At 69.3% G+C, this 21,135-nt stretch carries 24 protein-coding genes; 15 read left to right on the top strand and 9 right to left on the bottom strand.

What is annotated here, in order from left to right; all coding sequences use genetic code 11:
* Window positions 1–3 precede the first annotated feature (3 nt).
* The 6 genes from rpsK (at window position 4) to BLT43_RS18005 (ending at window position 4,918) form a co-directional block, all read left to right on the top strand.
* Entirely contained in the window at window positions 4–396 is a 393-nt protein-coding gene (gene rpsK / locus BLT43_RS18030) for a 30S ribosomal protein S11 (RefSeq protein WP_072780049.1), read from the top strand.
* A gap of 113 nt (window positions 397–509) precedes the next feature.
* Complete coding sequence (locus BLT43_RS18025; RefSeq protein WP_165612668.1) at window positions 510–1,526, top strand: DNA-directed RNA polymerase subunit alpha; 1,017 nt, start codon at window positions 510–512, stop codon at window positions 1,524–1,526.
* 108 nt (window positions 1,527–1,634) lie between these two features.
* Window positions 1,635–2,054 (top strand): 50S ribosomal protein L17, encoded by a 420-nt coding sequence (rplQ, locus tag BLT43_RS18020; RefSeq protein ID WP_090115180.1) that lies wholly within the window; start codon window positions 1,635–1,637, stop codon window positions 2,052–2,054.
* 157 nt (window positions 2,055–2,211) lie between these two features.
* Complete coding sequence (locus BLT43_RS18015) at window positions 2,212–2,823, top strand: autoinducer binding domain-containing protein (RefSeq protein ID WP_090115178.1); 612 nt, start codon at window positions 2,212–2,214, stop codon at window positions 2,821–2,823.
* 57 nt (window positions 2,824–2,880) lie between these two features.
* Window positions 2,881–3,471, top strand: coding sequence for an acyl-homoserine-lactone synthase (locus BLT43_RS18010; RefSeq protein WP_090115176.1), 591 nt, complete (start codon window positions 2,881–2,883; stop codon window positions 3,469–3,471).
* Window positions 3,472–3,541: 70 nt separating this feature from the next.
* Window positions 3,542–4,918: a replication-associated recombination protein A gene (locus BLT43_RS18005; protein ID WP_090115174.1), complete on the top strand. Its 1,377-nt coding sequence runs from the start codon at window positions 3,542–3,544 to the stop codon at window positions 4,916–4,918.
* Window positions 4,919–4,928: 10 nt separating this feature from the next.
* On the opposite strand, the gene BLT43_RS18000 is transcribed toward BLT43_RS18005, so the two are convergent.
* Window positions 4,929–5,225 carry a putative quinol monooxygenase gene (locus BLT43_RS18000; RefSeq protein ID WP_090115172.1) on the bottom strand — a complete coding sequence of 99 codons (297 nt, stop codon included), beginning with the start codon at window positions 5,223–5,225 and terminating at the stop codon, window positions 4,929–4,931.
* A gap of 134 nt (window positions 5,226–5,359) precedes the next feature.
* Here BLT43_RS18000 and BLT43_RS17995 point away from each other — a divergent pair, with 134 nt between their 5' ends.
* From BLT43_RS17995 to BLT43_RS17960, 8 genes are all read left to right on the top strand, one after another.
* Window positions 5,360–5,713: a fluoride efflux transporter FluC gene (locus tag BLT43_RS17995; RefSeq protein ID WP_090115170.1), complete on the top strand. Its 354-nt coding sequence runs from the start codon at window positions 5,360–5,362 to the stop codon at window positions 5,711–5,713.
* Window positions 5,710–6,768, top strand: a complete 1,059-nt coding sequence (locus BLT43_RS17990) for an RluA family pseudouridine synthase (protein ID WP_090115168.1) — start codon at window positions 5,710–5,712, stop codon at window positions 6,766–6,768. Before BLT43_RS17995 ends, BLT43_RS17990 begins: the two co-directional genes overlap by 4 nt.
* Complete coding sequence (locus tag BLT43_RS17985; RefSeq protein WP_090115166.1) at window positions 6,765–7,439, top strand: HAD-IA family hydrolase; 675 nt, start codon at window positions 6,765–6,767, stop codon at window positions 7,437–7,439. Before BLT43_RS17990 ends, BLT43_RS17985 begins: the two co-directional genes overlap by 4 nt.
* Window positions 7,436–8,149: an ATP12 family chaperone protein gene (locus tag BLT43_RS17980; RefSeq protein WP_090115164.1), complete on the top strand. Its 714-nt coding sequence runs from the start codon at window positions 7,436–7,438 to the stop codon at window positions 8,147–8,149. The genes BLT43_RS17985 and BLT43_RS17980 overlap by 4 nt, the downstream gene beginning before the upstream one ends.
* Window positions 8,150–8,343: 194 nt before the next feature.
* Window positions 8,344–9,363: an amino acid ABC transporter substrate-binding protein gene (locus BLT43_RS17975; RefSeq protein ID WP_090115161.1), complete on the top strand. Its 1,020-nt coding sequence runs from the start codon at window positions 8,344–8,346 to the stop codon at window positions 9,361–9,363.
* A 135-nt stretch (window positions 9,364–9,498) separates the two neighbouring features.
* Window positions 9,499–11,025 carry an amino acid ABC transporter permease gene (locus BLT43_RS17970; RefSeq protein ID WP_090115159.1) on the top strand — a complete coding sequence of 509 codons (1,527 nt, stop codon included), beginning with the start codon at window positions 9,499–9,501 and terminating at the stop codon, window positions 11,023–11,025.
* 1 nt (window position 11,026) lies between these two features.
* Complete coding sequence (locus tag BLT43_RS17965; protein ID WP_090115157.1) at window positions 11,027–12,343, top strand: amino acid ABC transporter permease; 1,317 nt, start codon at window positions 11,027–11,029, stop codon at window positions 12,341–12,343.
* Between the two features lie 10 nt (window positions 12,344–12,353).
* Entirely contained in the window at window positions 12,354–13,157 is an 804-nt protein-coding gene (locus BLT43_RS17960; protein WP_090115155.1) for an amino acid ABC transporter ATP-binding protein, read from the top strand.
* A gap of 203 nt (window positions 13,158–13,360) precedes the next feature.
* Here the strand turns inward: BLT43_RS17960 and BLT43_RS17955 are convergent, their stop codons facing one another.
* The 6 genes from BLT43_RS17955 to ttcA form a co-directional block, all read right to left on the bottom strand.
* Window positions 13,361–13,846: a SixA phosphatase family protein gene (locus tag BLT43_RS17955; protein WP_090115153.1), complete on the bottom strand. Its 486-nt coding sequence runs from the start codon at window positions 13,844–13,846 to the stop codon at window positions 13,361–13,363.
* Between the two features lie 2 nt (window positions 13,847–13,848).
* Window positions 13,849–14,742, bottom strand: coding sequence for an acetylglutamate kinase (gene argB / locus BLT43_RS17950; protein WP_090115151.1), 894 nt, complete (start codon window positions 14,740–14,742; stop codon window positions 13,849–13,851).
* Window positions 14,743–14,765: 23 nt separating this feature from the next.
* Window positions 14,766–15,410 (bottom strand): ribosome biogenesis GTP-binding protein YihA/YsxC, encoded by a 645-nt coding sequence (gene yihA, locus BLT43_RS17945; RefSeq protein WP_090115231.1) that lies wholly within the window; start codon window positions 15,408–15,410, stop codon window positions 14,766–14,768.
* Between the two features lie 11 nt (window positions 15,411–15,421).
* Window positions 15,422–17,257: a membrane protein insertase YidC gene (yidC, locus tag BLT43_RS17940; RefSeq protein WP_090115149.1), complete on the bottom strand. Its 1,836-nt coding sequence runs from the start codon at window positions 17,255–17,257 to the stop codon at window positions 15,422–15,424.
* A 162-nt stretch (window positions 17,258–17,419) separates the two neighbouring features.
* Window positions 17,420–18,952 carry a putative bifunctional diguanylate cyclase/phosphodiesterase gene (locus BLT43_RS17935; RefSeq protein WP_090115147.1) on the bottom strand — a complete coding sequence of 511 codons (1,533 nt, stop codon included), beginning with the start codon at window positions 18,950–18,952 and terminating at the stop codon, window positions 17,420–17,422.
* A gap of 77 nt (window positions 18,953–19,029) precedes the next feature.
* A complete protein-coding gene (ttcA, locus tag BLT43_RS17930) occupies window positions 19,030–19,896 on the bottom strand; it encodes a tRNA 2-thiocytidine(32) synthetase TtcA (RefSeq protein ID WP_090115145.1) in 867 nt (288 codons plus the stop codon).
* Window positions 19,897–20,037: 141 nt separating this feature from the next.
* Between ttcA and BLT43_RS17925 the strand changes: the two genes are divergently transcribed.
* Entirely contained in the window at window positions 20,038–20,541 is a 504-nt protein-coding gene (locus BLT43_RS17925) for a superoxide dismutase family protein (protein ID WP_090115143.1), read from the top strand.
* Here BLT43_RS17925 and yidD read toward each other — a convergent pair whose 3' ends face one another.
* Window positions 20,542–20,763 carry a membrane protein insertion efficiency factor YidD gene (yidD, locus tag BLT43_RS17920; RefSeq protein WP_090115141.1) on the bottom strand — a complete coding sequence of 74 codons (222 nt, stop codon included), beginning with the start codon at window positions 20,761–20,763 and terminating at the stop codon, window positions 20,542–20,544.
* The gene (gene rnpA, locus BLT43_RS17915; RefSeq protein ID WP_090115230.1) at window positions 20,760–21,095 is read right to left on the bottom strand and encodes a ribonuclease P protein component; all 336 of its coding nucleotides are present in this window, start codon (window positions 21,093–21,095) and stop codon (window positions 20,760–20,762) included. Before rnpA ends, yidD begins: the two co-directional genes overlap by 4 nt.
* Window positions 21,096–21,135 lie beyond the last annotated feature (40 nt).

The following is a 21,135-nucleotide window of genomic DNA, read 5'->3' as shown; positions in this document are numbered from 1 at the left end:
TCGATGGCACGTGATACCCGTCGCGGAGGCAAGAAGAAGGTCTCCAAGAACATCGCCGCCGGCGTGGCGCATGTGAACTCTTCGTTCAACAACACCAAGATCCTGATCTCGGACGTGCAGGGCAACGCGATCTCCTGGTCGTCGGCCGGCACGATGGGCTTCAAGGGCTCGCGCAAGTCGACTCCCTACGCCGCCCAGCTCGCCGCCGAGGATGCGGGCCGCAAGGCCCAGGAGCACGGTGTCAAGACCCTCGAGGTCGAGGTGCAGGGCCCCGGTTCGGGCCGCGAGAGCGCGCTGCGCGCCCTCGCCGCCGTCGGCTTCAACATCACCTCGATCCGCGACGTGACGCCGATCGCGCATAACGGCTGCCGCCCGCCGAAGCGCCGCCGCGTCTGATCCGTCAGAAGCTTGCCGGGGCTGCGCATTTGCGCGGCCCCGGTCCGTCATTTAGAAACCTCGGGCGTCCGGCTCTTCGGGACCATGGAGCACGGACAGGAATGGAGGGACGCATGATCCACAAGAATTGGGCCGAGCTGATCAAGCCGACGCAGCTCGACGTCCGGCCGGGCAACGATCCGGCACGTCAGGCCACCGTCGTGGCCGAGCCGCTTGAGCGGGGCTTCGGCCTGACCTTGGGCAACGCGCTGCGCCGGGTGCTGATGTCCTCGCTGCAGGGCGCCGCGATCACCTCCGTCCAGATCGACAACGTGCTGCACGAGTTCTCCTCGATCTCGGGCGTGCGCGAAGACGTCACCGATGTCGTGCTGAACCTCAAGGGCGTCGCCATCCGCATGGATGTCGAGGGCCCCAAGCGTCTCTCCGTCCAGGCCACCGGCCCCGGCGTGGTCACCGCCGGCGACATCTCCGAAAGCGCGGGCATCGAGATCCTCAACAAGGATCACGTGATCTGCCACCTCGACGACGGCGCGTCGCTCTACATGGAGCTGACCGTCAACACCGGCAAGGGCTACGTCGCGGCCGACCGCAACAAGCCCGAGGACGCGCCGATCGGCATGATCGCCATCGACGCGATCTACTCGCCGGTCAAGAAGGTCTCCTACGACGTGCAGCCGACCCGCGAGGGCCAGGTGCTCGACTATGACAAGCTGACCATGAAGGTCGAGACCGACGGCTCGATCACCCCCGAGGACGCGGTGGCCTACGCCGCCCGCATCCTGCAGGACCAGCTGTCGATCTTCGTCAACTTCGACGAGCCCGAGTCGGCCTCGGCCGGCGCGCTCGACGACGGTCTCGAGTTCAACCCGCTGCTGCTGAAGAAGGTCGACGAGCTCGAGCTTTCGGTGCGCTCGGCGAACTGCCTGAAGAACGACAACATCGTCTATATCGGCGACCTGATCCAGAAGACCGAAGCCGAGATGCTCCGCACCCCGAACTTCGGCCGCAAGTCGCTCAACGAGATCAAGGAAGTGCTCTCGGGCATGGGCCTGCATCTCGGCATGGACGTCGAGGACTGGCCGCCGGACAACATCGAAGAGCTGGCCAAGAAGTTCGAAGACCAGTTCTGAGATCCGCAGGGGAGGGGCGACCCTCCCCGCACCGGGCATCCCGCCCCAAGGAGAGCGGTCGACACGCATCGGCCGCCGGACAAAGCAAAACGCTGAAAGGAAGACCCAATGCGTCATGGAAGTGGCTACCGCCGCCTGAACCGCACCCACGAGCACCGCAAGGCGCTGTTCTCGAACCTCGCCGGCTCGCTGATCGAGCACGAGCAGATCAAGACCACGCTGCCCAAGGCCAAGGACCTGCGCCGCGTGATCGAGAAGCTCGTCACGCTCGGCAAGCGCGGTGACCTGCACGCCCGCCGCCAAGCCGCGGCGCAGCTCAAGCAGGACGCGCATGTCGCCAAGCTGTTCGAGGTGCTCGGGCCCCGCTACGCCGAGCGTCAGGGCGGCTATGTCCGCGTGCTGAAGGCCGGCTTCCGCTACGGCGACATGGCGCCGATGGCGATCATCGAATTCGTCGACCGCGACGTCGACGCCAAGGGCGCCGCCGACCGTGCCCGCCTCGAGGCCGAGGACGCCGCCGAGGAGTGATCGCCGCAAGGTGACGCGACGCCATGAACGCCCCGCCTCGACAGGCGGGGCGTTTTGCGTTTCGTTGCTGTGGCATCCTTACTGCAACCTCCCGGACTTCGCCATTTTTCGGCCATATTCGGATTGACCGAACACTCGGATAACTGTCTAAAAAGTCATGTCTCTTAGAGCTGGTATTGATCTTCAGACGCGAAAATTGGCGAGCCTAGCGCCGGGCGGCTTCTTCTTCGCCCTGCACATCCGCTTCGCCCTGCCGCTGCTGAGCTATCAGACCTACCCCGAGGGATGGACCGATAGATATACAGAGGAGGCCTACGCGCTCCGAGATCCGATCATCGCCTGGGGGTTCAGTACGACCGGATCGACGCGCTGGAGCGAGATTGAGATTCCCGACCCGTTCGACATTCTCGGACAGGCTCGCGAATTCGGCATGGTGTACGGTCTGGCCGTGTCCTGCGGCCCGATGAAATCGCGCACGATCGCTTCCGCGTCGCGGGAGGATCGCGAGTTCACGGATGACGAGATAGAGGCCTTCAAGAGCCTCATCAGCCATCTGCACGACATCACCGAGCCCCCGAAGTCACTGACGAACGCTCAAATCGAGGCTCTGAGGCTGATCGCCGAGGGGGACCGACACGCAGCTGCCGCCGCGAAGCTCCATATCTCGGAGAGCGCGCTGAAGGCCCGACTGGCCTCGGCGCGGACCACGCTGCTCGCCCGGACAACGGCCGAGGCGATCCAGCGGGCGCGCGACTACCGGCTGCTCTAGGTCTCTTCCCGCGGGCGGCTGACGGGTCCACCACTCACCCCGCCCGGAGAAGCGACCATGCACAGCACCACGTTGTCCTTCGCGAACATGCACAATCACGGCGAGCTTTTTGCGAACATCCTTCGCGCCCGCCGGGAATCCTTCATCCTCAAGAATCGCTGGGACCTGCCGGAGACCATGGGGATGGAGTACGACCAGTACGACACCCCGGTCTCGCGCTGGGTGGCCGTGCACAACGATGCCGGGCAGGTGCTGGCCGGCGTCCGGATGACGCCCACCACCGCCCGCTGCGGCATCTACAGCTACATGATCCGCGACGCGCAGCGCGGCCTGCTCGAGTCGATCCCGTCGGACCTGCTCTTCTCCGACGCGCCGGTGAAGGAAGGCACCTGGGAGGTGACGCGCGGCTTCGTCGCGCGCGACATCCCCGCCGCGGTGCGCCAGAAGGTGCGGATGCGGCTGGTGATGCAGATGCTGCGCACCTCGCGCGAGGAGGGCATTCGCCGGATGGTCGCGCTGCTGCCGTCGAACTGGAATCGCTGGGCCGGGCGCTGCCAGCTCGAGATGGACCCGGCCGGCCGCGTCATGAACATGGGCGGCATCGATTATCAGGCCGTGTGGATCGACTTCTCGACCCAGATGCACTAACGCCCGGCCGGCAAGGCCATGACACCGTTCTCTCTTTGCACTTATCCACAGTTGCACTAGATATGGTGTCATGGCCGATCTGTTCGACAACATCCCAGAGTCCGGCATAGAGCGCGCCGCGCCACGGGCCGCCGCGTCGGCCACGGCGCGGGAGAGCGTGCCGGACGGGGCGCCGCGGCCATTGGCCGACCGGCTGCGGCCCCGGACACTCGAGGAGGTGATCGGCCAGGGCCAGGTGCTCGGCCCGGAGGCGCCGCTGGGCGCGATGCTCGCCTCGGGAACGATGTCGTCGCTGGTGTTCTGGGGGCCACCCGGGGTCGGCAAGACCACCATCGCACGGCTGCTGGCCGACGCGACCGACCTGCATTTCGAACAGATCAGCGCGATCTTCACCGGCGTGGCCGACCTCAAGAAGGTGTTCGAGGCCGCCAAGCTGCGCCGCCGGCAGGGGCGGGGGACGCTGCTCTTCGTCGACGAGATCCACCGCTTCAACAAGGCGCAGCAGGACGGCTTCCTGCCGCACATGGAGGACGGCACGATCCTTCTGGTCGGCGCCACCACCGAGAACCCCTCGTTCGAGCTGAACGCCGCGCTGCTCAGCCGCGCGCAGGTGCTGGTGCTGACCCGGCTCGACCTCGCCGATCTCGAACGCCTCGCCCAGCGCGCCGAGAAGGAGCTGGGCCGGGCGCTGCCGCTCGACGGCATGGCGCGCGAGGCGCTGCTCGAGATGGCCGATGGCGACGGCCGGGCGCTTCTGAACCTGATCGAGCAGGTGGCGGCCTGGAAGACCGACGTGAAGATGGGCGTCGACGCGCTGACATCGCGGCTGACCAAGCGGGCGGCGAAATACGACAAGTCGGGCGACGAGCACTACAACCTCATCTCCGCGCTGCACAAGTCGGTTCGCGGCTCGGACCCCGACGCCGCGCTCTACTGGCTGGCGCGGATGCTGACGGGGGGCGAGGATCCGCGCTACCTCGCGCGGCGCATCACCCGCATGGCGGTCGAGGATATCGGCCTGGCCGACCCGCAGGCGCAGACCATCTGCCTGCACGCCTGGGAAACCTACGAGCGGCTGGGCAGCCCCGAGGGCGAGCTGGCGCTGGGGCAGGCGGTGACCTATCTCGCGCTCGCGCCGAAATCCAACGCCGGCTACGCGGCCTTCAAGGCGGCGATGGCCGAGGCGAAGAAGACCGGCTCGGAGCCGCCGCCCAAGCACATCCTCAACGCGCCGACGCGGCTGATGAAGGACCAGGGCTACGGCAAGGGCTACGCCTACGACCACAATGCCGAGGACGCCTTCTCGGGGCAGGACTACTTCCCCGAAGGTATGCGGCGCGGGGTCTATTACCTGCCCGTCGACCGCGGCCACGAGCGCGAGCTGAAGAAGCGGGTCGAGTTCTTCGCCGGCCTGCGCGAGAAGCGCAGGCGTGGCGAGGACGGCTGAGGCGGCGGTCTCAGTCGCGCGTGGAGGCCACGCGGCGGATGGGCGTGCTGCCCGGCGGCGCGGTGAAGCGGGCCTTGGCACCGTCGCGGTAGGCCGCGAAGGCCCGGCTGTCGAGAAAGCGCTGCTTGGCCGCGTCGTCCTCGAACTCGAACAGGCCGATGAAGCGGGCCGGGTCGTCGGTGGCGTAGCCGGTATAGCTGAAGCCCTCGGTCCCTTCCTCGCGCAGCCCCGCGACGAGGTCCCGCAGCGCGCGCTCCTGCGCGTCCGACTGGCCCTCCTTCAGGCTGTATTCGACGAGCAATCCCATGGCGTCTCCTTCTCGCTGCCGCCGGGCCGGAATCGGGTCGGCATCGTCATCCTATCACGGCGCAGGGGCGGCGGGACGCGGGCCGGGCCGGCGCGCCGCTTGACAAGCGGCGCAGGCCCAAAGAGACAGCGCGGATGATGACATCCCTCGCATTCGTGGCGCTCGGCGGGGCGGTGGGCGCGAGCCTGCGGTTCCTGGTCGGGCAGGCCCTCGCCTTTCCGCTGGGGACGCTCGCGGTCAACGTCGCGGGGTCGCTGGCGATCGGGGCGCTCTGGGTGGGGCTGTCGGGGCGGGGCGGTCTTCTGGCCCCGCTGCTGGTGACCGGGCTGCTGGGCGGCTTCACCACCTTTTCGGCCTTCTCGCTCGACACGCTGCGGCTGGTCGAGGCGGGCCGCGCCGGGGCGGCGCTGGCCTATGCGTCGGGGTCGGTCATACTTTCGCTCGGGGCCTGCGCCTCGGGTCTCTGGATCGCAAGGAGCCTCTCATGAGCGGCGTGCAGACCATCACCGTGGGCCCGGACGAGGGCGACCAGCGGCTCGACCGCTGGCTGAAGCGGCGCTTTCCGCATCTGGTGCAGACCCGGATCGAGAAGATGTGCCGCAAGGGCGAACTCAGGGTCGAGGGCGGGCGCGTCAAGCCCGCCACCCGGCTCGAGGTCGGCCAGAGCGTGCGCGTGCCGCCGATCCCCGAGCCGCACGAGGTCGAGAGCCGTCCGGTGGACCGCTTCACGGTCTCGAAGAAGGACGCCGAGATGATCCGCGGCTGCGTGATCTACCGCGACGACCACATCATCGCGATCAACAAGCCCGCCGGCCTGGCGACGCAGGGCGGCTCCGGCGTGGCCAAGCATGTCGACGGTCTCGCCGAGGCGCTGCGCGACGGCTTCGAGGACAAGCCGCGCCTCGTGCACCGGCTCGACCGCGACACCTCGGGCGTGCTGCTGCTGGCGCGCACCCGCACCGCCGCCAAGGGACTGGTCGAGAACCTCAAGCACCGCGAGACCCGCAAGATCTACTGGGCCGCCGTTGCCGGCGCGCCGCATCCCAAGGCCGGCACGATCAAGTACGGCCTCGTCAAGGCGCCGGGCCACGGCAAGGGCGGCGAGGGCGAGAAGATGCAGTGCGTCCACCCCGCCGAGGTGGCCGGCACCCCCGGCGCCAAGCGCGCCGTGACCGATTTCGCGACGCTGAGCGCGCTCGGCCAGCGGGTCTCGTGGATGGCGCTGGTGCCGGTCACCGGCCGCACGCACCAGCTGCGCGCCCACATGGCCGAGCTGGGCCACCCGATCATCGGCGACGGCAAGTATGGCGGCTCGGGGCAGGAGAACCTCGGCGACGGCTGGGGCGCGGGTCTGGGCGCCGAGATCGACCGCAAGCTGCACCTGCATGCCCGCTCGCTGAAGATCGAGCACCCGGTCACGAAGGCGGTGCTGCAGATCGTGGCGCCGCTGCCCGAGCACATGGAGCGGACCTGGGACTTCTTCGGCTGGGACACACGCGACGCGCCGATGGACCCGTTCGACCCGGACGAGTTCGACGCATGACCGAACTGCGGCTGGTGATCTTTGACGTCGACGGCACGCTGGTCGACAGCCAGCGCGACATCCTCTCGGCGATGGAAGCGGCCTTCGCGGCCGAGGGGCTGGCCGCGCCGGGGCGCGAGGAGGTGCTCTCGGGCGTCGGGCTGTCGCTGCCCGAGACCTTCGCCCGCCTCGCGCCCGACGCGGAGGAGGGGCGCCGCGCCCGGATGATCGCCGCCTATTGCGAGGCCTATGCCGGGCTGCGCGAGGCGCACGGGCCCGATTCGAGCCCGTTCTACCCCGGCGCGCGCCAGGCCCTCGACCGGCTGGCGGCCGAGCCCTGGACGCTGCTCGCCGTGGCCACCGGCAAGTCGCGGCGCGGGCTCGACCGGCTGATCGCGGCGCATCGGCTCGAGGGCGTCTTCGCCAGCCGCCAGACCGCGGACGACCACCCCTCGAAGCCGAACCCGGCGATGATCCGGGCCGCGCTGTCCGACACCGGCGTCGCGCCCACGCGCGCCGTGATGATCGGCGACACCGGCTTCGACATCGACATGGCGCGCGCCGCCGGCGTCGCCTCGATCGGCGTCGGCTGGGGCTACCAGCCCGCCGCGGGCCTGCGCGCCGACCGCATCATTCACGACTGGGCCGCCCTGCCGGGCGCGCTCGACCAGCTCATGGAGACGACGCGATGAGCGAATGGAAGGCCAAGCGCTTCTGGAAAACCGCCACCACCGCGCCGGTCGAGGGCGGCTGGCAGGTGCTGCTCGACGCCCGGCCCGTGCGCACCCCGGCCAAGGCGCTGCTGGTGCTGCCGACCGAGGCGCTGGCGCAGGCCGTGGCCGAGGAATGGGACCGGCAGGAGGAGCGGATCGATCCCGGCGCGATGCCGGTCACCCGCACCGCCAACTCGGCGATCGACAAGGTCGGCCCGCAGCGCGCCGCCGTGGCCGGGATGCTGGCCGCCTATGGCGGCTCCGACCTGCTGTGCTACCGCGCCGAGATGCCGGCCGAGCTGGCCGCCCGCCAGACCGCCGAGTGGGACCCGCTGCTCGACTGGGTGGCCGAGGCGCATGGCGCGCGGCTCAAGCTCGCGGCCGGCGTGATGCCGGTCGAGCAGGCGCAGGACGATCTCGCGCGGCTCTCCGCGCCGGTCGAGGCGCTCGACCCGTTCCGGCTGGCCGCGTTCCACGACCTCGTGGCGCTGTCGGGCTCTCTGGTGCTGGCGCTCGCCGTGGTCGAGGACCGGCTCGCGCCGGAGGAGGCCTGGCGGCTGTCGCGGCTCGACGAGGACTGGCAGATCGAGCAATGGGGCGAGGACGAGGAGGCGCAGGCCATGGCCGCGGTGAAGCGCGCGGCCTTCCTCGACGCGGCCCGCTTCTGGAACCTGCTCGCGGCCCGTTGACGCGGCGCCCCGCGCCGTTCCGCAGCGTTCCGCCCGGCGGCCCCGCCGGGCGCGACCCTTGACCTGACATGCAATTGTTGCCCAACTGTGCCCGTCGGGGCCGCAGCGGCCCCCGCATCTCTCTGCCGTCTCCGGACGGTCCATAAGAATGCGTTCGCGGGCAAAGCGGGCGTGGAACTCAGGAAGAGGTAAACATGAAGAAATCCGTACTCTTCGGCGCCCTGACCGTCACCGGTCTCGTCGCCGGAGCGGCGCAGGCCGCCACGCTCGACGAGGTCAAGGAGCGCGGCGAGCTGAACTGCGGCGTGGTCACGGGCCTCGCCGGCTTCGGCGCCCCCGACGCCAACGGCGTCTGGGAGGGCTTCGACGTCAGCGTCTGCCGCGCCGTGGCCGCCGCGGTGCTGGACGACCCGACCGCCGTGAACTTCGTGCCCACCACCGGCCAGACCCGCTTCACCGCGCTGGCCTCGGGCGAAATCGACATGCTGGCCCGCAACACCACCTGGACCTTCTCGCGCGACACCGACCTCAAGTTCGATTTCGTCGGCGTGAACTACTATGACGGCCAAGGCTTCATCGTCCCGACCGCGCTGGGCGTCTCCTCGGCCAAGGATCTGGACGGCGCCACCGTCTGCATCCAGACCGGCACCACCACCGAGCTCAACCTCGCGGACTTCTTCCGCAACAACAACATGAGCTACGAGCCGGTGCCGATCGAGACCAACGCCGAGGGCCAGCAGCAGTACCTCGCCGGTGCCTGCGACGCCTACACCACCGACGCCTCGGGCCTGGCCGCCACCCGCGCCACCTTCGAGAACCCGGCCGACCACGTGATCCTGCCGGAGATCATCTCCAAGGAGCCGCTCGGGCCGCTGGTGCGCCATGGCGACAACGAGTGGGCCGACATCGTCCGCTGGACGCTCAACGCGCTGATCGCTGCGGAAGAGTACGGCGTGACCTCGGCCAACGTGAACGAGCTGGCCGCCGCCCCGGGCTCCAACCCCGAGGTGAACCGCCTTCTCGGCACCGAGGGCGAGCTCGGCGCGATGATCGGCCTCGAGAGCGACTGGGCCAAGAAGGCCATCGCCGCCGGCGGCAACTACGGCGAGATCTTCGAGAAGAACATCGGCGAGAACACCCCGATCGGTCTGGCGCGCGGCCTGAACGCGCAGTGGACCAATGGTGGCCTGATCTACGCGCCGCCGTTCCGCTAACCTGACCGGGAGGGGCGGTGCGCCGCCCCTCCCCACCAACACCGAACACGGCGCGACACGCGCCGCCCCCATCGACGGGCGCAGCCGGAGCAACCGGCGCGACAACCGGGCGAGGGGACCAACGGGGACCATATCATGACGACGACCTCGGAACCTCCGAAGGCGGGGTTTCACCCTAGCCAGCTGATCTACGACACCCGCTACCGCTCCCTCACGATCCAGGTGATCGCCTTCATCGCGCTGATGCTGGGGTTGAGCTGGCTGGTGTCGAACACCGTCGCCAACCTGCAGGCTCTGGGCAAGGACTTCGACTTCGGGTTCCTCGGGCAGCGCGCGGGCTACGACATCAACCAGCGGCTGGTCGAATACGACAGCACCTCGAGCCATGCGCGCGCCGCGCTGGTCGGCATCCTCAACACCCTGCTCGTCGCCGTTCTGGGCTGCGCGCTGGCCACCGTGATCGGCGTGCTGGCGGGCGTGCTGCGGCTGTCGAAGAACTGGCTCATCGCCAAGCTGATGGCGGTCTATGTCGAGGGCTTCCGCAACATCCCGCTGCTGCTGTGGATCCTGCTGATCTTCGCGCTGATGACCGAGGCCACGCCGCAGCCGCGCGACTTCCGCGAGGGCGGCGACGCCGCGATGATCCTCGGCGACACGGTCGCCATCACCAATCGCGGCGTCTTCATCCCGGCGCCGTTCTGGGGCGCGGGCGCGGGCATCCTGCTCGCCGTGCTGCTGCTGTCGCTGGTCGCGATCTTCTTCTGGCGCCGCTACGCCCACAGGACGCAGGAACAGACCGGGCGCATCCTGCCGATCGGCTGGGGCACGCTGGGCCTGCTCCTGGTGCCGGTCACGGTCGCCTTCCTCGCGCTGTCGCTGACCTCGGGCCGCCAGGTCCAGCCGGTGCTCGCCACGGGCGCGAGCGAGGGCATGACGCTGGCCGATTACGCGGGCTCGCAGCAGGCGATCAACGCCTGCACCGTGCCCTTCTCGACCGAGTCGCTGAACCTGCGCCGGCTGATGCGGGCCAACGACCTGCGCTTCAACCTCGTCCCGGTCGCCGACGGCGCCGAGGCGATCGCCGCGGCCGAGGCCGGGCGCTGCAACATCCTGTCGCTGCCGGCCTCGACCATCGCGGCCAGCGTGCCGGCCGGCGCCGTGGCGCTGAGCGACACCATCACGCGCGGCAACCCTGTCGAGTTCGAGCGGCCGATCCTCGGCGGCTTCAACTTCGAGGGCGGGCTGCAGCTCAGGAACTCGCTGATCGCGCTGTGGCTGGCGCTGTCGCTCTACACCGGCGCCTTCATCGCCGAGAACGTGCGCGGCGGCATCCTGTCGGTGTCGAAGGGCCAGACCGAGGCGGCCTTCGCGCTGGGCATCAAGCCCTCGCGCACCATGCGCCTCGTGATCCTGCCGCAGGCGCTGCGGGTGATCATCCCGCCGATGATCTCGCAATATCTCAACCTCACCAAGAACTCGTCACTGGCGATCGCGGTGGGCTACATGGACGTGCGCTCGACCCTGGGCGGCATCACCATCAACCAGACCGGCAAGGAGCTGGAAGGGATGCTGCTGCTGGGGCTGTTCTACCTGGTGACCAGCCTCGTCATCTCGGGCGCGATGAACGTCTACAATTCCAGCGTCAAGCTGAAGGAGCGCTGAGATGTCGGACACGCATTCCCAGACCGTCTCCTATGTCCGCGAGACCATGCTGCCGCAGGCCGAGCCTCCGGTCAGCAATCGCGGCGCGATCCTGTGGCTGCGCGAGAACCTGTTCTCGGGCTGGTTCAACATCGTGCTGACGCTGGTCTCGCTCTACGTGATCTACTGGGCGCTGGCGCACACGCTGCCTTGGGTGGTGAGCGGCATCTGGAACGCCGGCTCGCTGAGCGAGTGCCGCGAGATCCGCGACGCCACGCTGGGCGAGGGCGCCTCCGCCGCCTGCTGGGCGGTGCTGGTGGACCGCTGGCAGCAGCTGATGTTCGGCTTCTACCCGTCCGAGCTCTACTGGCGGCCGGTGCTGGCGCTGGTCATCTTCCTCGCGGCGATCGCGCCGGTGCTGTTCGCGCAGGTGCCGCGCGGCGCGCTGTGGTTCACCGCCGTCTCGCCCTTCGTGATGTTCTGGCTGCTCTGGGGCGGCTCGGCCTGGTTCCCGGTCGCGGTGGCCCTCGGCTTCGTGCTGGGCTGGGCGGCGTGGCGGGCGCTGGCGCCGATGGCCGGCACGCTGGTGGCCGCCATCGTCTCGGCGGCGCTGCCGATCGTCTACTGGTTCTACACCGCCGGGCCGCTGGCGCGCGAGCTGGAGCAGGTCGTGGGGATCGGCATCGAATACGTGCCCTCGCAGGATTTCGGCGGCTTCATGCTGTCCTTCATCATCGGCATCGCGGCGATCATCCTGTCGCTGCCGCTGGGGATCCTGCTGGCGCTGGGCCGGCAGTCGGACCTGTTCATCATCAACAAGGTGTCGGTCGGCTTCATCGAGATCATCCGCGGCGTGCCGCTGATCGTCTGGCTGTTCACCGCCTCGCTCCTGCTGAACTACTTCCTGCCGCCGGGCACCAATTTCGACCTGATGCTGCGCGTGATCATCATGGTGACGCTGTTCGCGGCCGCCTACATCGCCGAGGTGGTGCGCGGCGGTCTCGCGGCGCTTCCCAAGGGCCAGTACGAGGGCGCCGACAGCCTCGGCCTGTCCTACTGGCAGTCGATGCGGCTGATCATCCTGCCGCAGGCGCTCAAGATCTCGATCCCGGGCATCGTCAACACCTTCATCGGCCTGTTCAAGGACACGACGCTGGTGGTGTTCATCGGTCTCTTCGACCCGATCGGCCTGTCGAACGCGATCCGCGCCACCACCGAGTGGAACGGCATCTACTGGGAGCTCTTCGTCTTCATCGGGCTCCTGTTCTTCATCTGCTGCTTCAGCATGTCCCGCTATTCGCTGTACCTGGAGAAGAAGCTCCAGCGCGGCCACAAGTAAGGAGGGCGCCATGACGGACCTCGCCACCAACCCCGCCGCCGCGCGCGAGATCGACCGCAGCCAGATGCAGGTCTCCGACGAGGTCGCGATCGAGATCTCGGGCATGAACAAGTGGTACGGCTCGTTCCACGTGCTGCGCGACATCGACCTCACCGTCTATCGCGGCGAGCGGATCGTGATCTGCGGGCCCTCGGGCTCGGGCAAGTCGACGCTGATCCGCTGCATCAACCGGCTCGAGGAGCACCAGGCCGGCCGGATCGTCGTCGACGGGACCGAGCTCAGCTCGGACCTGAAGAACATCGACAAGATCCGCTCGGAGGTCGGGATGTGCTTCCAGCACTTCAACCTCTTCCCGCACCTGACCATCCTCGAGAACTGCACGCTCGCGCCGATCTGGGTCCGCAAGACGCCCAAGCGCGAGGCCGAGGAGGTGGCGATGCACTTCCTCGAGAAGGTGAAGATCCCCGAGCAGGCGCACAAGTATCCGGGCCAGCTCTCGGGCGGCCAGCAGCAGCGCGTGGCGATCGCCCGGTCGCTGTGCATGAAGCCCAGGATCATGCTCTTCGACGAGCCGACCTCGGCGCTCGACCCGGAGATGATCAAGGAGGTGCTCGACACCATGATCGAGCTGGCCGAGGAGGGCATGACCATGCTCTGCGTGACCCACGAGATGGGCTTCGCGCGGCAGGTCGCCAACCGGGTCATCTTCATGGACCAGGGCCAGATCGTCGAGCAGAACGAGCCGGAGGAGTTCTTCAAGAACCCCAAGTCGGACCGCACCAAGCTGTTCCTGAGCCAGATCCTCGGGCACTGAGCCCGTGCGCTCGATCGGGATGCGGGGCAGGGGCCGGTCCGAAGGGACCGGCCCCTTTCTCATGGCGCGGACCATCATGCCCCGGCGGCCGCCGGCAGTCCGTGCTGTTCGCAACGGGGATCGAGTCGGGCCGCGAGGCGCGTCTTGTGGCGGGCTGGGCAGCACCCGGGCGAGGGTTGGAGAGAAAGACCGGTGGCGGCGCCCTAGAGGTCCTTGGGCACCGCGAAGGCCAGCACCCGGCCGCGCCCGGCGGCCATCGCCTCGTCGAACTCCAGCACGGTGATCGCGGCGGTGGGGTAGCGGCGGAACTTCGGATGCTCGGGCGCGGCCACGGCCATCTGCGCGGCCAGCGCGCCGATGCCGGGGTTGTGGGCGACGAGGGCCACGCTCTCGGCGCCGCTCTCGCGGGCGGCCTTGAGGAGCGTCGCGGGGGCGGCGGCGTACAGCTCGGCGCGGTGCTCGACCTGCGGCTGCTCCGCCCATTCGGGCAGCATCAGCGCCAGAGTCTCGCGGGTGCGCGTCGCGGTCGAGCACAGCACCAGCCCGGGCACCAGCCCCTGCGCCTGCAGCCAGGCGCCCATGCGCGGCGCGTCGTGGCGGCCGCGCTCGGCGAGGTGACGGTCGTGGTCGCGCGTGCCTTCGTCCCCCCAGTCCGACTTGGCGTGACGGATCAGGACGAGGCGGCGCATGTTCACGCCCCCCGCGGCTTCACCCGGCTCTCGGTCGAGCGGATGATCGAGCCCGCGCCATGCTCGGTGAAGAGCTCCAGGAGCGAGGCGTTGGGCAGGCGGCCGTCGAGGATCACCACCGCGCGCACGCCCTTCTCGAGCGCGGCGAGCGCGGTCTCGGTCTTGGGGATCATGCCGCCGGCGATGACGCCGTCCTCGGTCATCTGGCGGACCTGCTCGGGGGTGAGCTGGGTGACGACGTTGCCCGAGGCGTCCTTGACGCCGGCCACGTCGGTCAGCAGCAGCAGCCGGTCGGCCTCGAGCGCGCCGGCGATGGCGCCGGCGGCGGTGTCGCCGTTGACGTTGAAGGTTTCGTTCGGGTCCATGCCGGTGGCGACTGGCGCCACGACCGGGATGATCCCGGCGGCGAAGAGGTCGCGCAGCACCTGCACGTTCATCTCCACGGGGCGTCCGACGAAGCCCAGCTCCGGGTCGTCGGCCTCGGCCACCATCAGGTCGTCATCCTTGCCCGAGAGACCCACGGCGCGGCCGCCCTCGTCCATGATCGCCTGCACGATGCGTTTGTTGACGAGGCCGGTCAGCACCATCTCGACCACCTCGACCGTGGCCTTGTCGGTGACGCGCTTGCCGCGCACGAAGTCGGACTTGATGCCGAGCTTGCCGAGCATCTCGTTGATCATCGGCCCGCCGCCATGCACCACGACCGGGTTCACGCCGACCTGCCGCATCAGCACGATGTCGCGGGCGAACTCGGCCATCGCGTCGGCGTCGCCCATGGCGTTGCCGCCGAACTTCACCACCACGATCGCGCCCGAGTAGCGCTGCAGGTAGGGCAGGGCCTCTGAGAGCGTCTTGGCGGTGGCGATCCAGTCTCGGTCCATGTTCTGCGTCCTCATCAGAGGCCCCTGTCAGGTGGTTGTCAGCCCAGCCCCGCGATGATGGCACGGAGCGTCTCGATTCCCTCGCCCTTTTCCGAGCTGGTCAGCACCAGCTCCGGGAAGGCGGCGGGGTGCCGGGCAAGCGCGGCGCGGGTCAGGCCGAGGCTGTGCTCGAGGTCGCTCTTCCTCACCTTGTCGGTCTTGGTCATCACCACCTGGAACGGCACGGCGGCGCGGTCCAGCAGCGTCATGATCTCCTCGTCGACCTTCTTGGCGCCGTGGCGCGCATCGATCAGCACGAAGGCCCGGCGCAGGGTGGGGCGGCCCGAGAGATACTGCTTGAGCAGGCGCTGCCACTTCTCGACCACCGCGACCGGCGCGTTGGCATAGCCGTAGCCCGGCAGGTCGACGATGTAGTGGCTCTCGGCAGCGGTGAAGAAGTTGATCTCCTGCGTCCGGCCCGGCGTGTTCGAGGCCCGCGCCAGCGCCTTGCGGCCGGTGAGCGCGTTGATCAGCGTCGACTTGCCCACGTTCGAGCGGCCGGCGAAGCAGACCTCGGCGCGGTCGGCGGGCGGCAGGCCCGCCATGGCGACCACGCCCTTGAGGAACTCGACCTCGCCCGCGAACAGAAGCCGCCCCGCCTCGGCCTCTTCGGGCGCGGGCGGGGCGGCCTCGGGAAAGCTCATCTGCGGGCCGGTCACTTCTTGGGCTTCCGCGAGGTGTTGGCGGCCTTGGCCTCGGCGGGCTTGGGCTTGCGCTTGAAGCCGGACCGGATGTTGCCGAACACGTCGGGCTTAGCGCCGTGGCTGCGCATGATCGCGTATTGCTGCACGAAGGTGATCACGTTGTTGGTGATCCAGTAGAGCACCAGGCCGCTGGCGAAGTTGCCGAGCATGAACATGAACACCCAGGGCATCCAGGCGAAGACCATCTTCTGGGTCGGGTCGGTGGGGGCCGGGTTCAGCTTCTGCTGCAGCCACATCGAGATGCCGAGCAGGATCGGCAGCACGCCGAGCGAGATGATCGCCAAGAGGCTCGCCGGGTCGGGCGCGTTGAAGGGCAGCAGGCCGAACAGGTTCAGGATCGAGGACGGGTCGGGGGCCGACAGGTCGTTGATCCAGCCGAACCAGGGCGCGTGCCGCAGCTCGATGGTGACGAAGATCACCTTGTAGAGCGAGAAGAAGATCGGGATCTGAAGCAGGATCGGCAGGCAGCCCGAGGCCGGGTTCACCTTGTTGTCCTTGTAGAGCTTCATCATGCCCTTCTGCAGCTCCTGCCGGTCGTCGCCGGCGCGCTCCTTGAGGGCCTCCATCTCGGGCTGCAGCTCCTTCATCTTCGCCATCGAGACGTAGGAGCGGTAGGCCAGCGGGAAGACGATCGCCTTGAGGATCAGCGTCAGCGCCACGATCGCCCAGCCCATGTTGCCGATCAGCCCGTTGAGGAAGTGCAGCAGCATGAAGATCGGCTTGGTCAGGAAGAAGAACCAGCCCCAGTCGATCGAGTCGACGAAGCCGTCGATGCCCAGATCGTTCTGGTAGCCGCGGATCGCCTCCCATTCCTTGGCGCCGGCGAAGAGCCGGGTGGCCGAGGCGGCGGTGGCGCCGGGTGCGATCTCGACGGCCGGGGAGACGCTGTCGGTCTGGTAGATCTCCGAGCGGTCGGAATAGCGCACCACCGAGCGGAAGGGCGTGCCCGGCTCGGGGATCAGCGTGGTCATCCAGTACTTGTCGGTGAAGCCGGTCCAGCCGTCGGAGGCGACCTCGGCCACGTCGACCCGGCCGGCGCCGCGGGCGTCGGGCTCGAGATCGGGCATGTCGGAGTAGTCGATCTCCTCGAGCGTGCCGTCGGTCATCCGCACCACGCCCTCGTGCAGGATGAAGAAGCCCTGCGTGTCGGGCTCGCCATGGCGGGCGACGAAGCCGTAGGGGGCGAGGGTGACGCTGGCATCGGTGGTGTTCTCGACCGTCTGTTCGACGTCGAACATGAACTTCTCGTCGACCGAGACGGTGCGGCGGAAGATCAGGCCCTCGCCGTTGTCCCAGGCCAGGGTCACCGGGCTGTCGGGGGTCAGCGTCTCGCCGCTTTCCAGCGACCAGACGGTGTCGGGGCCGGGCAGCGGGCCCGCCTCGCCGCCGACCGGGGCCCAGCCCCACAGCGCGTAGTAGGGCGTGTCGGAGCCGACCGGCGAGAGCAGCCGCACCAGCGGGCTGTCGGGGTCGAGCGTCTCGCGGTAGCCGGCGAGCGAGAGGTCGTCGATCCGGCCGCCGCGCAGCGACAGCGAGCCGGTCAGGCTCGGGGTCTCGATCTCGACGCGCGGCGCCTCCTGCGCCACCGGGGCGGCCTGGCCGACCGCGCTGCCGGGCACGGCGTCGCCGGTGGTGCCGGGGCCGAGATCCTCGGTCGGTGCGGTCGAGACCTCGTCGATCTCGGGCGAGGGGGCCTGCTCCTCGGGCGGGAAGATCAGGAACCAGCCCATGATCACCACCAGGCTGAGCACCGTCGCAAGGATCAGGTTCTTGTTCTGATCGTCCATGAAAGCCGCCTCGGATCGCCGGAAAAAGGTCAGTGGCGGTTCAACCCTCCACGGCCCCGAAGGTCAAGCGGTTTCACGGTGCCGGCGCGCGGATGCGGGGCGTCCTTAGGCCCTTTTCGCCCTTGTTCGGAAGGCGCGGGGCGCGGAATCGGGCGCGTGGCGTCACAGCGCCTGTCGCGGCCGTATCGGGATCGGCGCCGTCGACTGGCGGGCGCGGATCCAGTCGGCCGTGTCCTGGCGCGGCATCGGCCGGGCGATGCCGAAGCCCTGCAGGTGGTCGCAGCCGAGCCGCGAGAGCATCTCGCGCTCGCCCTCGGTCTCGACCCCCTCGGCCAGCGTGGCGAGACCCAGCCGCTCGGCCATGGTCAGGATCGCCGAGACCATCTTCTGCTGCTCGGCATCGGCGTCGATCCGGGTGATGAAGGAGCGGTCGATCTTCAGCCGCTGGATCGAGAAGCGGCGGATCGAGGTGATGGCGGCGTGCCCGGTGCCGAAATCGTCGAGGTCGAGGCAGCAGCCCAGCCGCGCCAGCCCGGCGAGGTTGCGGATCACCATGTCGTCGGCGCGGTCGGCCACCACGGTCTCCAGCACCTCGACGGCGAGCCGGCCCGGCTCCAGCCCGAAGCGGTCGATCTCCCAGGCGATCCTCTCGACCAGCTGCGGGTCGGCCAGCTCGTGGCGGCTAAAGTTGACGCCGACCCGCGGCACCGCCAGCCCCGAGGCATCCCAAAGGCGCAGCGCGTTCAGGCCGTCCTGCACCATCAGCTCGCCCAGCCGGCCCATCAGCCCGGCCTGCTCGAGCGCCGGGATGAACTCGGCCGGCGGGATCAGCCCGCGCTCGGGGTGGTGCCAGCGCGCCAGCGCCTCGACGCCGGTGACCGCGCCGGTGCTGCCGGAGATCTGCGGCTGGAAATGGGCGGAGATCTCGCCGCGGTCGAGCGCGGCGGCGATCTCGTCGGCGAGGCTGTTGCGGGCGGTGATGCGGGCCTGCATCGACTCGGAGTAGCTGCGGATCGCGCCGGGGCCGGCGCGCTGCGCCTCGATCATCGCAAGCGTCGCCGCCTGCACCAGATCCTCGCCGCGCGGCGCCTCGAGCCGCGCCGCCAGCGCGAAGCCCACGGAGACAGAAGGATGCACCCGCAGACCGTCGAGCGCGATCGGCTCGGACAGGGCGCGCTGCAGGCGGCTGGCCATCTGGATCGCGGTCTCGAGGTCCAGCCGCCGCGCCGTCGACAGGCCGACGCCGAAGCAGCAGCCCTCGAGCCGGGCGGCGGTGTCGCGCTCGCGCAGGCAGTCGCGCAGCCGCTCGCCGGTGGCCTGCAGGATCTGCTCGACCGCCCGGTGGTCGTAACGCTCTTCGAGCAGCTTGAAGCCGTCGATCTCGATCACCATCGCGGCGGTGGTCCGCGGCCGGCCGGTGCCGCGCGCCAGCGCCGCGTCGAGCGCCGCGACCAGCGCCTGCCGGCCGCCCAGCCCGGTCAGCCGGTCGGTGTCGCGGCTGCGCTGCAGGATCGGCCGCTGCACCGCGGCCGCGATCGTGAAGGGCAGCGCCAGCGCGATGCACCAGGCGGCCCAGCCGCCACCCGCGACCAGCGCCATGATCAGCAGCAGCGGCACCATGGCCAGCGTCGCCGTTCGCCGCAGCCCCGCGACACCGCCCGCGAGGCGGCTGCCCAATTGAACCCGTCTCGGCATCGGCCCTCCATCCGATCAGCCGGGCGGCCCACGACCCGACTCGCCTGACAGGCTAGGAAGGCGGGCTTGGCAGGGTGTTAACGAAGCGGTCCGTCTTCGTTCGAATTGTCGGCACCGACGGCCCGCATCAGCGCGGTGAAATCGTTGAGCTTGGGGTCGAGCATGTGGCTGGGCCGGATGTTCGACAGCGCGGTGAACATCTTCTGCCGGCGGCCGGGGCTGTTCTTCTCCCACTGGTCGAGCAGCTGCTTGATCTGCTGGCGCTGCAGCCCGTCCTGGCTGCCGCAGAGGTCGCAGGGGATGATCGGGTAGTCCATCGCCGCGGCGAATCGGGCGCAGTCCTCCTCGGCGACATGCGCGAGCGGCCGGTAGAGGAAGAGGTCGCCCTCGTCGTTGACCAGCTTGGGCGGCATGGTCGCGATCTTGCCGCCGTGGAACAGGTTGAGGAAGAAGGTCTCGAGGATGTCGTCGCGGTGATGGCCGAGCACCACCGCCGAGCAGCCCTCCTCGCGGGCGATGCGGTAGAGGTTGGCGCGGCGCAGCCGCGAGCACAGCGCGCACATGGTCCGGCCCTGCGGCACCTTGTCCATGACGATGGAATAGGTGTCCTGGTACTCGATCCGGTGCGGCACGCCCATCTTCTGCAGGAACTCGGGCAGCACGGTCGCGGGGAAGTTCGGCTGGCCCTGGTCGAGGTTGCAGGCCAGGATCTCGACCGGCAGCAGGCCGCGCCATTGCAACTCGGTCAGCGCGGCCAGAAGCGTGTAGCTGTCCTTGCCGCCCGACAGGCAGACCAGCCAGCGCGCGCCGCGCTCGACCATGCCGTAGGTCTCGATCGCCTCGCGCGTGTCGCGGATGATCCGCTTGCGCAGCTTGCGGAACTCGGTGGTCTTGGGCGCGCCGTGGAACAGCGGGTGGATGTCGTCTTCGACGTCGTCGAGCATGACCGGGGCCTTTCGCGGGAACGGCGGGGCTATGCCACGAGACGGCGCGCAAGAAAAGTCACGGGAACGCGGGGGGACGGGGATCGTTGCCCCCGGGAAGGGCGGTCTCGGGCCGCCGACGATTCCCGCGAGGAGGCTTTCATGAAGACCCTGACGATCTGCGCGGCGCTGGCCGCGCTGCCCGGCGCCGCCCTGGCCCAGGAGGCCGTGACCGAGATGACCGGTATCGACGGCACCGCCATGGGCACGGTGGCCATGACCCAGACGCCGAACGGCGTGCTGCTGACGCTGGGCATCACCAACTTGCCCGAGGGCGGGCACAGCTTCCACATCCACGAGACCGGCGATTGCGGCGACGACTTCCAAGCTGCGGGCGGTCATTTCGACCCCGACGGCGCCGAGCACGGCTTCCAGAACGAGGCGGGGCCGCATGCCGGCGACATGCCCAACATCTACGCCGATGCCGAGATGGAGGTGAATGCCGACATGTTCACCGACCGGGTGTCGATGGCGCCCGACGCGCCGAACACGCTGTTCGACGAGGACGGCTCGGCGATCATCATCCACATGGAGCCCGACACCTACTACGCCGATGCCGAGGCGGGTGAGCGCATCGCCTGCGGCGTCATCGCGCTCGAGCAGTGATCAGTCGGGGACGTTGTCGATGCCGCTGCCGCCCCAGGGGTGGCAGCGCGCCAGCCGCCTGAGCGTCAGCCAGCCGCCGCGCCACGCGCCGTGCTTCTCCAGCGCCTCGAGCGCGTAGGCCGAGCAGCTGGGGTGGAAGCGGCAGCCATGGCCGACCAGCGGCGAGAAGGTGAGCCGGTAGGCCCGGACCGGCAGCGCGAAGAGACGCGCCAGCGGGGTCATTTCTGCGAATGGACGCGGCGCAGCGCCCAGTCGAGGTCGCGCAGCATCTGCTCGAACTCGCGCGCCGCCGTGGCCTCGGCGCGGCCGATCAGCACGTAGTCCCATCCGGGCCGCCCCTTGGCTGGCAGCACCTTGCGGGCGATCTCGCGCAGACGCCGCTTGGCGCGGTTGCGCGCCACGGCGTTGCCGACCTTCTTGGAGCAGGTGAAGCCCACGCGCACGACCTCATGGCCGTCCTCGCGCGGACGGGCCTGCAGGTGGAAGCCGGCCGTGCCCTGCCTGAGCGCGCGGGCGGCGCGCAGGAAATCGGGGCGCTTGCGCAGCTTCTCCATCGGCGCGCCGCTCTCGGACACGCCGAAAGACCCCGGCGCG

Source organism: Limimaricola pyoseonensis (genome assembly GCF_900102015.1).
Lineage (GTDB): Bacteria > Pseudomonadota > Alphaproteobacteria > Rhodobacterales > Rhodobacteraceae > Limimaricola > Limimaricola pyoseonensis.
Note: the sequence above shows the minus strand (reverse complement) of the source record. Positions and strands in the feature narration are given on the sequence as shown.